This window comes from Streptomyces actinomycinicus (assembly GCF_016741775.1).
GTDB lineage: Bacteria > Actinomycetota > Actinomycetes > Streptomycetales > Streptomycetaceae > Streptomyces > Streptomyces actinomycinicus.
The window spans coordinates 456,086-466,971 of record NZ_JAERRK010000005.1 but is presented as its reverse complement, the minus strand read 5'-3'; the positions used below and the strand labels follow the sequence as shown (position 1 = coordinate 466,971).

The following is a 10,886-nucleotide window of genomic DNA, read 5'->3' as shown; positions in this document are numbered from 1 at the left end:
TCCTTTTACAGCTCCGGCTCTTGGGCACTGCCCAGGGGCCGGAGCTTTTTTGCGTTGAGGTAAGGTCAGTGGGCATCGTTGGCTCGTTTCGCACAGGAGGCCCCCGGGTGGAGGTCCAGGAGACCCGTGTCCAGACAGACCGGGTCCTCACCATCCCCAACATCCTCAGCATGGCACGGCTCGTCGGCGTACCCCTGTTCCTGTGGTTGATCCTCAGGCCGGAGTTCGGAGGTCCTAAGAGCGATGGCTGGGCCCTCCTCATCCTGGCGCTGAGCGGGGTCAGCGACTATCTCGACGGCAAGCTCGCCCGGCGCTGGAACCAGATCAGCAGCCTGGGCCGGCTCCTCGACCCCGCCGCGGACCGGCTGTACGTCCTCTCCACGCTGGTCGGTCTCACCTGGCGCGAGATCCTGCCCCTCTGGCTGACCGCCCTGCTGCTGGTGAGAGAACTGGTTCTCCTGGTGATGGTGGGTATCCTCCGCCGGCACGGGTACCCGCCGCCGCAGGTGAACTTCCTGGGCAAGGCCGCAACCTTCAACCTGATGTACGCCTTCCCGCTTCTGCTCCTCAGCGACGGCACGGGCTGGCTCGCCTCCCTTGCCGCCGTTTTCGGATGGGCGTTCGCCGGATGGGGTACAACCCTCTACTGGTGGGCAGGAGTGCTTTACGTGGTACAGGTCCGCCGATTGGTTCGCGCGGACGCCACGGCCGATTGAGCTCGGCGATTGTCCAGACCTGACGCCTCGATGGCCCGCGGGGGAAAAGTGCGGGACAATCTGGACGGGTGAAGTCGGCTAGACCGTCGTCTCTTGGAGGAGGACGCTTCCGACATGAAGGCCGTCGTGATGGCCGGGGGCGAAGGCACGCGCCTGCGCCCCATGACCTCTAGCATGCCCAAGCCGCTCCTGCCCGTGGCCAATCGCCCGATCATGGAGCACGTGCTACGGCTGCTCAAAAGGCACGGGCTCACCGAGACCGTCGTCACCGTGCAGTTCCTGGCCTCCCTCGTCAAGAACTACTTCGGCGACGGCGAAGAACTCGGCATGGAGCTCACCTATGCCAATGAGGAGAAGCCACTCGGTACCGCCGGAAGCGTCAAGAACGCCGAAGAGGCGTTGAAGGACGATGCCTTCCTCGTCATCTCCGGCGATGCGCTGACCGACTTCGACCTCACTGATCTGATCAATTTCCATAAGGAGAAGGGCGCGCTGGTCACGGTCTGTCTGACCCGTGTGCCCAATCCGCTCGAGTTCGGCATCACCATCGTCGACGAGGAAGGACAGGTCGAACGCTTCCTGGAGAAGCCGACCTGGGGCCAGGTCTTCTCGGACACGGTCAACACGGGCATCTATGTCATGGAGCCCGAGGTCTTCAACTACGTCGAACCCGATGTTCCGGTCGACTGGTCCGGCGATGTCTTCCCGCAGCTGATGAAGGAAGGCAAGCCGGTTTACGGCTATGTTGCCGAGGGTTACTGGGAGGACGTCGGCACGCACGAGAGCTATGTGAAGGCCCAGGCCGACGTGCTCGAAGGCAAAGTCAACGTCGACATCGACGGCTTCGAGATCTCGCCCGGTGTCTGGGTCGCCGAAGGCGCAGAGGTGCACCCCGACGCCGTGCTGCGCGGGCCGCTGTACATCGGCGACTACGCCAAGGTCGAGGCAGGCGCGGAGATCCGCGAGCACACGGTCGTCGGATCGAACGTCGTCGTCAAGAACGGTGCCTTCCTGCACAAGGCCGTCGTGCACGACAACGTGTACGTCGGGCAGCACAGCAATCTGCGGGGATGCGTCGTCGGCAAGAACACCGACATCATGCGTGCCGCCCGTATCGAGGACGGCGCGGTCATCGGCGACGAGTGCCTGATCGGTGAAGAATCGATCGTCCAGGGCAACGTGCGCGTGTACCCGTTCAAGACCATCGAGGCCGGCGCCTTCGTCAACACCTCGGTGATCTGGGAGTCCAGGGGCCAGGCCAATCTGTTCGGCGCCCGGGGCGTCTCCGGCATCCTGAACGTCGAGATCACGCCCGAGCTGGCGGTGCGGCTCGCCGGGGCCTACGCGACGACCCTGAAGAAGGGCTCCACGGTCACCACCGCCCGCGACCACTCCAGGGGCGCCCGCGCGCTCAAGCGTGCGGTGATCTCCGCTCTCCAGGCCAGCGCCATCGACGTGCGAGACCTGGAGAACGTCCCCCTGCCCGTGGCGCGGCAGCAGACCGCGCGCGGCAGCGCCGGCGGCATCATGATCCGTACCTCGCCGGGCGTCCCGGACTCCGTCGACATCATGTTCTTCGACGGGCAGGGCGCCGACCTCTCGCAGGGCAGCCAGCGCAAGCTGGACCGGGTGTTCGCGCGGCAGGAGTACCGGCGGGCCTTCCCCGGTGAAATCGGTGACCTCTACTTCCCGGCGAGCGTCTTCGACTCGTACACCGGATCGCTGCTGCGGAACGTGGACACGACCGGGATAGCGGAATCCGGTCTCAAGGTCGTCGTGGACGCCTCGAACGGCAGCGCCGGCCTCGTACTGCCCAGCCTGCTCGGCAAGCTCGGTGTGGACTCGCTGACCATCAACCCCGGCCTCGACGAGTCCAGGCCCACGGAAACGGGCGACATGCGGCGGAACGGGCTGGTGCGGCTCGGGGAGATCGTGGCGTCCTCGGGTGCGGCGTTCGGCGTGCGGTTCGACCCCGTCGGCGAGCGGCTGTCGCTCGTGGACGAGAAGGGCCGGATCATCGAGGACGACCGGGCGCTGCTGGTGATGCTGGACCTGGTCGCCGCTGAGCGGCGCAGCGGGCGTGTGGCGCTGCCGGTGACCACGACCCGGATCGCCGAACAGGTGGCCGCCTATCACGGCACCCAGGTCGAGTGGACCACCACCTCGCCCGACGACCTCACGCGCGTGGGGCGCGAAGAGGGCACCATCTTCGGTGGTGACGGCAAGGGCGGCTTCATCGTCCCCGAGTTCAGCGGAGTCTACGACGGCACGGCGGCCTTCGTGCGGCTCATCGGGCTGGTGGCGCGGACGCAGCTCACCCTGAGCCAGATCGACGCGCGGATTCCGCGGGCCCACGTCCTCAAGCGGGACCTGGCGACTCCCTGGGCCGTCAAGGGCCTGGTGATGCGGCGGGTGGTCGAGGCAGCCGGAGATCGCTTTGTCGACACGACGGACGGTGTGCGGGTCGTGGAGACCGACGGGCGCTGGGTGATGGTGCTGCCCGACCCGGCCGAGGCGGTCACCCACCTGTGGGCCGAGGGGCCGGACGACGCATCCGCGCAGGCCCTGCTCGACGAGTGGTCGGCGGTCGTGGACAGCGCCGGCCGGTAACACCCGGCGGTCCGGAACGGCAAAAGCCGCTGCACGCGTGCGTGCCGGACAAGTGTCCCCCAAGGGGGCCTGTCCGGCACGCCGGTGGGGCCGTTCGGAGGTACTGGTCGCGACATGCGACGATGTGCGGCATGCCGCAGCAACCCCCCGTTCGGAGCAGCCCCGCGCGGCCGCAGCGTCCGGACGCCTCCATGTCGTTGATCACCAACGTCATGGACCACAGCCTCGACGACGGGTACGCCGAAGCCGCCGCCCGGAAGAAGGCCCGGGGCGAGGGCGGTCTGCCGAAGACGCTCCGGGCCAAGCTGGGACTGGCCGCCGGCCTCGTGCTCGCGGCGCTGGTCGTGACCGTCGGGGCGGCACAGGCGCGGGTGGCCGCGCCCGTGGTGGCCAAGGAGCGTCAGGAGCTGATCGATCGCATCGACAGCGAGACGGAGGACGCGGACCAGCTCGAGGACACTGTCGACGAGCTGCGCGACGACGTCGGCGCGCGCCAGCGGGCGGCTCTGAAGTCCAGCGGAGGCAGCGCCCAGGCGGATCTCGTGGGTCTGCTGTCGGGGGCCACCGCGGCGCACGGGCCGGGCGTCAAGCTCGTCGTGGACGACGCCAAGGAGGCCAGCAGCGGCGGTGACGGCAGCAACCCGCGGGAGACCTCGGGCTTCTCCGACACCGGCCGGGTGCGCGACCGCGACATGCAGCGCGTGGTCAACGGGCTGTGGGCCTCGGGCGCCGAGGCCGTCTCCATCAACGGGCAGCGGCTGACCGCCCTGTCCGCGATCAGGGCCGCGGGTGACGCGATACTGGTCGACAACAGGCCGCTGGTGCCGCCGTACACGGTGCTGGCGGTGGGGGACGGGGAGAGGCTGAGCACCAGGTTCCAGAACAGCGCCGACGGCCTGTATCTGCATGCTCTGGAAGAGAACTACGGCATCCGCGCCACGATCTCCGTGGAGGGCGACGTCCGGTTGCCCGCCGCACCCAGCGTGATCGTACGTACAGCACAGCCGAGCACCGAGAAGACTGAGAAGGGCACATCGTGATCGCCGTACTGGGCCTCGTCGTGGGAGTCGTGGCCGGCCTGTTGGTCCGGCCCGAGGTTCCGGCGGTCGTCGAGCCTTATCTGCCGATCGCCGTCGTCGCGGCGCTGGACGCCGTCTTCGGCGGTCTGCGGGCCATGCTGGACGGCATCTTCGACGACAAGGTCTTCGTGGTGTCGTTCCTGTCCAACGTGGTCGTGGCCGCGTTGATCGTCTTCCTCGGCGACAAGTTGGGTGTGGGCGCGCAGCTGTCCACGGGTGTCGTCGTGGTCCTGGGTATCCGTATCTTCTCCAACGCCGCGGCGATCCGGCGGCACGTCTTCCGGGCGTGAGGTTCATGAGCGAGCAGAACGACCGCGACGGCCGGCCCGACCAGCCCGAGAACAGGCTGCGCAGAGAACTGCCGGCCGAGGTGCCCCTGTCCGCGCCCGAGGCCGGGCAGCCGGCCGGGGAGCAGTCCGGGCAGCCGCTGACCGGCCGGCAGCGGCTCGTCAAGGGGCTGTGGCCGCCGCGCTTCACGCGGGCCCAACTCATCGTCGCGCTGCTGCTGTTCGGCCTCGGCTTCGGCCTGGCCGTGCAGGTGGCGTCCAACAGCGACACCGACAGCGCACTGCGCGGCGCACGTCAGGAAGATCTTGTCCGCATCCTCGATGAACTGGATTCGCGTACTCAGCGTCTTGAGGACGAGAAGCAGGGACTCGAAAAGCAGCGTCAGGAGTTGCAGAGCAGCTCCGACCAGGCGGCGGAGGCCCGCAAGCAGACTGCCGAGAAGGAGAAGCAACTCGGCGTCCTGGCGGGCACCGTGGCGGCGCGGGGTCCCGGCATCACCATGACGATCGAGGACACGAAGGGGACGGTCCAGGCGGACATGCTGCTCGATGCGATCCAGGAGTTGCGCGCGGCCGGCGCGGAGGCGATCCAGGTCAACGGGGTCCGGGTGGTGGCAGGCACCTACTTCACCGGTTCCGGTAAGTCTGTGAGCGTCGACGGGAACAAGATCAACGCCCCCTTTCGTTTCAAGGTCATCGGCAAGCCGCAGGACCTCGAGCCGGCGCTGAACATCCCTGGAGGCGTGGTGCAGACCTTGGAGAAGGAGCAGGCCACGGTGACCGTGGAGCGGTCGGACAAGATCGTCGTGGACGCCTTGCGACAGGTGAAGCGGCCTGACTACGCTCGGTCGTCCTCCCAGTGAACCGGTGGTGCATGCGGTACGTCCGGCAGGGGCATGAGGTTGCGGGGGGTCGGCGCACCGAAGGGGTGGTGCGTGATGGAAACTGTTTGGTGGATACGGACGTTGTGAGAATGTCCGGCTCGGCCGGTGTAGGCAATCAGGGTTCGTCCTGCCCCACGGGCGGGTCTGTTTCGGTCAAGGGGAATCGCCCGTGAAGTTGTTTGCGAAGTTGTTCGGCAAGAGCGCGCGAGAGGGCAGCGACAACGCGACCGCTCGCCATCGCGCACAGCCTGACGCGGAGGGCCAGCGCCCACTGTTCCGGGACCAGGTCGCTGGTCCGGGCGGTGACATTTCCGGTGGTCAGGGCGCGGCGTCTGTTGACCCTGCCCAGTCCGGAGGCATAGGTTTCGGGCAACCGTCAACCTCAGGTACGGGTGGAGGGTTTGCCTCCGACCCGTACGCGTCCAACGCCCCGGCGGGGCAGCCGCGGCAGGAGGATCCGTCCATGTCGGTCCTGGTGTGTACGAGGTGCGGTAACCGGAATGCGGAGAACGCCCGGTTCTGCTCCAACTGTGGGGCGCCGCTGCGCCCTGGAGTGGCGCCCGAGCGAGCGTCCGAGACGACGTCCACGATCTCGATCTCCGGTCTCGAGGCCTACGACGCCGAGGTCACCGGTCAGACGCAGATGCCGATGCTGTCGCCGGAGGCGCAGGCCGCGGTGGACGCGCTGCCGATGGGCTCGGCGCTGCTGGTGGTGCGCCGGGGGCCGAACTCGGGCAGCCGCTTCCTGCTGGACAGTGACCTGACCACGGCCGGCCGTCACCCGCAGAGCGACATCTTCCTGGACGACGTGACGGTCTCCCGGCGGCACGTGGAGTTCCGGCGCCACCCGGACGGCTCCTTCACGGTGGCCGACGTGGGCAGCCTGAACGGCACGTACGTCAACCGCGAGCGCATCGACCAGGTCGCCCTGTCGAACGGTGACGAGGTGCAGATCGGAAAGTACCGGCTGGTGTTCTACGCGAGCCGGCAGGGCATCTGACCCGCCCCCGGACCGCGTCCGGGGGGACCCCAGGGAAGGTCCATGCTTCAAACACCGAGCGGCGGTGCCGGAAGCGGTACCGCCGCCAGGGACAGTGGGCTGATGAGCATCGGCACGGTGCTGACCGTGCTGCGCGACGAGTTCCCCGAAGTGACCATCTCCAAGATCCGCTTCCTGGAGTCGGAGGGGCTCATCGAGCCGCAGCGGACCCCGTCGGGGTATCGCAAGTTCAGCGCCGGGGACGTCGAGCGCCTCGGGCACGTCCTGCGGATGCAGCGGGACCACTATCTGCCGCTCAAGGTGATCCGCGAGCACCTGGACGCCATGGAGCGGGGCGAGGCCGTCGCGCTGCCCCTGGTCGGGCGTCAGCGCACTGCGGACGACGTGCCGGCGCCCGTGGAGGGGCCGACGGTGGCCAGGGTGGGCAGGGCGGAGCTGCTGGCCGCCGCGGACATCGGAGAGGACGAGCTGAAGGAGTGGGAGTCCTACGGGCTCGTCGCTCCGCTGGCGGACGGGGCCTATGACGCCGAGGCGGTCACCGTCGCGGCGCTCGTCTCCGAGCTGGGCCGGTTCGGGATCGAGCCGCGCCACCTTCGGGCGATGAAGGCCGCCGCCGACCGCGAGGCGGGGCTGGTCGACCAAGTGGTGGCCCCGCTGAAGCGTCACCGCAACCCCCAGACCAGGGCCCTGGCCGAGGCCCGTACGAAGGAGCTGGCGGCGCTCACCGTGAAGCTCCACGCCGCTCTGGTGAAGACCGCGCTGGGCGTGCGGCTGCCCTGACCCGGAGTGCCCCGGACCGGCCGGATCGGCCACCTGTTCCCGGCCCGACTACCCAAACGTCCCGACCACGGCCTAGGGTTGCTGTGTGAACGAGCTCGATGTCGTAGGTGTCCGGGTCGAAATGCCCTCCAACCAACCGATCGTGCTCCTGCGAGAAGTGGGGGGCGACCGTTACCTCCCCATCTGGATCGGGCCGGGGGAGGCGACGGCGATCGCCTTCGCCCAGCAGGGCATGGCCCCCGCGCGACCGCTGACCCACGACCTGTTCAAGGACGTGCTGGAGGCCGTCGGCCAGGAGCTGACCGAAGTGCGTATCACCGATCTGCGGGAAGGCGTCTTCTACGCGGAGCTGGTGTTCGCCAGCGGGGTCGAGGTCAGCGCCCGGCCCTCCGATGCCATAGCGCTGGCCCTGCGCACCGGAACGCCGATCTACGGCAGTGACACGGTGCTGGACGACGCGGGCATCGCCATTCCCGATGAGCAGGAGGACGAGGTGGAGAAGTTCCGCGAGTTCCTCGACCAGATCTCGCCCGAGGACTTCGGCACCAGCAGCCAGTGAGACGCGCGGGCCTTGCCCGCCGCACCCGGGTCTCCGTCGGGGCGGCGGGCGGCTTCGCGCGGACCGTTCCCCGGCAATTGCCCCCGGCCAGTGAGAGCGTCCTACGGCCCCCCGCCAGCGCATTCGGCTAGCCTTTCCCCGCGGTGGGACACGGGAAACCACTCCTAGGGTGATTATCACTCGGCGTGCCGAGTGTGGCGATCGTTGACGCACCCCTGGTGACTGCCTACCGTCGAGAAGGCAGGTCAAGGACGGAGGTCGGCGTGAGGATCAGCGGCGACGGTACGGCTGGGGGTGCCCCCGGACGCGGTTTCGGGGAGAGCGGTCCGTACCCGCCCCCGAACTCGCGGCTGCGCTCCGGCGGGGGAGTCCCCCATCCCGGCAGCGGGGCCGATCACGCCCCACAGTTGCCGATGGCGGTGCCGAACGGCGGAGGGGTGGCGTCCATGGCGTCCGAGGAGATCGGCTACCGCGGGCCCACCGCCTGCGCGGCTGCCGGCATCACCTATCGGCAGCTCGACTACTGGGCCCGCACCGGCCTGGTCGAGCCCAGTGTGCGGCCCGCGTACGGGTCCGGCACGCAGCGTCTGTACAGCTTCCGGGACGTGGTCGTCCTGAAGGTCGTGAAACGCTTCCTGGACACCGGGGTGTCGCTGCAGAACATTCGCACGGCCGTCCAGCACCTCAGGGAACGCGGTTTCCGTGACCTGGGGCGGATGACGCTGATGAGCGACGGTGCCACGGTGTACGAGTGCACGTCGCCGGACGAGGTGCACGCACTGCTCCAGGGCGGCCAGGGCGTCTTCGGGATCGCCGTCGGTGTGGTGTGGCGGGACGTGGAAAGCGCCCTCTCCCAGCTGCACGGCGAGCGCGTCGACACCGGCGAGACGCTCGTCGGCCACAACCCGGCGGACGAGCTGGCGCGGCGCCGCAACCGGGCGGTCTGACCACCGGGTCACTGTCCGCTGCACCAGCGGCGCCCGCCGCACCACCGCATTGTCAGTGCCGTGGTGCAGCATCGGACATGTGAGAAACGCGCCCACGATCCTGCATCTCGACATGGATGCCTTCTTCGCCTCGGTGGAGCAGGCGTCCAAGCCGAGCCTGCGCGGGAAGGCGGTCGTCGTGGGCGGGCTCGGACCGCGCGGGGTGGTGGCCACCGCGTCGTACGAGGCACGGGTGTTCGGGGTCCATTCGGCGATGCCCATGGCACAGGCCCGCCGGCTCGCACCCAACGCCGCCTATCTGGTGCCGCGCTTCGCCCTCTACCGGGCGGTCAGCGAGCAGGTGATGGCGCTGCTGCGGGAGCTGTCACCGCTGGTGGAGCCGCTGAGCCTGGACGAGGCGTTCGTGGACCTGGAGGCCGGGGGAGCGGCCCGGGACAGGGAGTCGGCCCGGCAGGCCGGGATCAGGCTGCGGGCGGACATCCGGGCGGTCACCGGGCTCACCGGATCGGTGGGGCTCGCCGCCTCCAAGATGCTCGCGAAGATCGCGTCGGAGCAGGCCAAGCCGGACGGTCTGGTGCTGATCGAGCCGGGGACCGAGCGGACGCTGCTGGGACCGATGCCGGTGCGCACGCTGCCGGGGGTCGGTCCGGCCACCGGGGACCATCTGCGCAGGGCCGGGATCACCACGGTGGAGGAACTGGCCGAGGCGGGCGAGGACGAGCTGGTCCGGCTGCTCGGCAAGGCCCACGGGCACGCCCTGTACGCGATGGCGCTGGCCAGGGACGAGCGGCCGGTGGTGGCGGAGCGGGAGGCCAAGTCCGTGTCGGTGGAGGACACCTACGACGTGGACATCCACGACCGGCTGCGGGTCGGTCTGGAGGTGCAGCGGCTCGCCGACCGGTGTGTACGGCGGCTGCGGGAGGCCGGGGTGTCCGGGCGGACCATAGTGCTCAAGGTACGGCGGTACGACTTCTCGACGCTGACCCGCTCCGAGACGCTCCGGGGGCCCACGGACGATCCGGCGGTCGTCCGGGAGGCGGCTGCGCGGCTGCTGGACTCCGTGGACACCACGGGCGGGGTGCGGCTGCTCGGGGTGGGGGTCACCGGGCTCGCCGACTACACGCAGGAGGACCTGTTCGCGCAGGCGGCGGGGGAGCGGGCAGCGGATCCGGCCGACGAGGCCGTGCCCGAGGCGCCGGCGGAGCAGCCGGAGCCGGCCGAGCGGCAGTGGCGGGCCGGGCAGGACGTGCGGCACGCCGAGTGGGGTCCCGGGTGGGTGCAGGGGAGCGGGCTGGGGCGGGTCACGGTGCGGTTCGAGACACCGCAGTCCGAGCCGGGACGTGTGCGGACGTTCTTCGTCGACGATCCCGCGCTGGCGCCGGCCGAGCCGTTGCCGCTGGTCCTGGCCGCCGGCCTCGACCACCCGGCCGCCGGCCTCGACCACCCGGCCGCCGGCCTCGACCACCGGGCCGCGAACATCGTCCCGGCCGCCGACCTCGTCCCCCCGGCCGCTGACCTCGTCCCTCCAGTCGCCCGTGCCGGCAGGCCGGGCAGCGACCGTCCCGGGGCTCCGCCCCGGGCCCCGGAACCCTCCGGAGAGGATCAGGCCGAGGACGACGCGGGTCAGGACTCCTCGGAGCCCGCCAGTTTGCCGAAGTCGTGGTCCGGGACCGTGGGGGGTGAGGCCACGTCGAGCCCGTAGTGGTGGTAGAGCTGGAGTTCCTGTTCCGGGGAGAGGTGGCGGCCGACACCGAAGTCGGGGGCGTCCCTGATCAGGGCCCGGTCGAAGGGGACGTGGAGGGTGCCCTCGACGAGTTCACTGGGCTCCAGGGGGACGAACGCGTCCCGCGAGAACAGGCCGGTGCGTATGGCCGCCCATTCGGGCACGCCGGTCGCATCGTCGAGATAGACCTCGTCGATGGTGCCGATCTTGGTGCCATTGCGGTCGAACGCCTTGCGGCCGATCAGGTTGCGCGGATCGATGTCGGTCTGCACGGTCCCTCTCCCTCCACGTGGTCGCAACT

Annotated in this window: 11 protein-coding genes; 10 read left to right on the top strand and 1 reads right to left on the bottom strand. The window is 69.5% G+C overall.

What is annotated here, in order from left to right; translation table 11 throughout:
* Positions 1 to 107: 107 nt before the first annotated feature.
* The 10 genes from clsA to JK359_RS13820 all read left to right on the top strand — a co-directional run bounded on the left by clsA (position 108) and on the right by JK359_RS13820 (position 10,564).
* The gene (gene clsA / locus JK359_RS13865) at positions 108 to 716 is read left to right on the top strand and encodes a cardiolipin synthase ClsA (protein WP_201835431.1); all 609 of its coding nucleotides are present in this window, start codon (positions 108 to 110) and stop codon (positions 714 to 716) included.
* A 114-nt stretch (positions 717 to 830) separates the two neighbouring features.
* Complete coding sequence (locus tag JK359_RS13860) at positions 831 to 3,326, top strand: mannose-1-phosphate guanyltransferase (RefSeq protein WP_201835430.1); 2,496 nt, start codon at positions 831 to 833, stop codon at positions 3,324 to 3,326.
* A gap of 122 nt (positions 3,327 to 3,448) precedes the next feature.
* On the top strand, positions 3,449 to 4,366 hold the full coding sequence (locus JK359_RS13855; RefSeq protein ID WP_201835428.1) for a DUF881 domain-containing protein: 918 nt from the start codon (positions 3,449 to 3,451) through the stop codon (positions 4,364 to 4,366).
* Positions 4,363 to 4,695 carry a small basic family protein gene (locus JK359_RS13850; protein WP_003988855.1) on the top strand — a complete coding sequence of 111 codons (333 nt, stop codon included), beginning with the start codon at positions 4,363 to 4,365 and terminating at the stop codon, positions 4,693 to 4,695. The genes JK359_RS13855 and JK359_RS13850 overlap by 4 nt, the downstream gene beginning before the upstream one ends.
* Before the next feature lie 5 nt (positions 4,696 to 4,700).
* Positions 4,701 to 5,555, top strand: coding sequence for a DUF881 domain-containing protein (locus JK359_RS13845; RefSeq protein ID WP_201835426.1), 855 nt, complete (start codon positions 4,701 to 4,703; stop codon positions 5,553 to 5,555).
* A 190-nt stretch (positions 5,556 to 5,745) separates the two neighbouring features.
* The gene (locus JK359_RS13840; protein WP_201835424.1) at positions 5,746 to 6,576 is read left to right on the top strand and encodes a zinc-ribbon and FHA domain-containing protein; all 831 of its coding nucleotides are present in this window, start codon (positions 5,746 to 5,748) and stop codon (positions 6,574 to 6,576) included.
* Between the two features lie 42 nt (positions 6,577 to 6,618).
* On the top strand, positions 6,619 to 7,356 hold the full coding sequence (gene ftsR / locus JK359_RS13835) for a transcriptional regulator FtsR (protein WP_201835421.1): 738 nt from the start codon (positions 6,619 to 6,621) through the stop codon (positions 7,354 to 7,356).
* Between the two features lie 85 nt (positions 7,357 to 7,441).
* The gene (locus JK359_RS13830; protein WP_026253112.1) at positions 7,442 to 7,915 is read left to right on the top strand and encodes a bifunctional nuclease family protein; all 474 of its coding nucleotides are present in this window, start codon (positions 7,442 to 7,444) and stop codon (positions 7,913 to 7,915) included.
* Positions 7,916 to 8,178: 263 nt separating this feature from the next.
* Positions 8,179 to 8,862: a MerR family transcriptional regulator gene (locus JK359_RS13825; RefSeq protein WP_201835419.1), complete on the top strand. Its 684-nt coding sequence runs from the start codon at positions 8,179 to 8,181 to the stop codon at positions 8,860 to 8,862.
* Between the two features lie 79 nt (positions 8,863 to 8,941).
* Complete coding sequence (locus JK359_RS13820) at positions 8,942 to 10,564, top strand: DNA polymerase IV (protein WP_201835417.1); 1,623 nt, start codon at positions 8,942 to 8,944, stop codon at positions 10,562 to 10,564.
* Here the strand turns inward: JK359_RS13820 and JK359_RS13815 are convergent.
* Positions 10,486 to 10,857, bottom strand: a complete 372-nt coding sequence (locus tag JK359_RS13815; RefSeq protein ID WP_201835415.1) for a PRC-barrel domain-containing protein — start codon at positions 10,855 to 10,857, stop codon at positions 10,486 to 10,488. The genes JK359_RS13820 and JK359_RS13815 overlap by 79 nt on opposite strands.
* Between the last annotated feature and the right edge of the window lie 29 nt (positions 10,858 to 10,886).

Coding starts and splice junctions, on each gene's coding strand:
- JK359_RS13860 (WP_201835430.1), top strand. CDS start 831: ATGAAGGCCGTCGTGATGGCCGGGGGCGAAGGCACGCGCCTGCGCCCC.
- JK359_RS13855 (WP_201835428.1), top strand. CDS start 3,449: ATGTGCGGCATGCCGCAGCAACCCCCCGTTCGGAGCAGCCCCGCGCGG.
- JK359_RS13845 (WP_201835426.1), top strand. CDS start 4,701: ATGAGCGAGCAGAACGACCGCGACGGCCGGCCCGACCAGCCCGAGAAC.
- ftsR (WP_201835421.1), top strand. CDS start 6,619: ATGCTTCAAACACCGAGCGGCGGTGCCGGAAGCGGTACCGCCGCCAGG.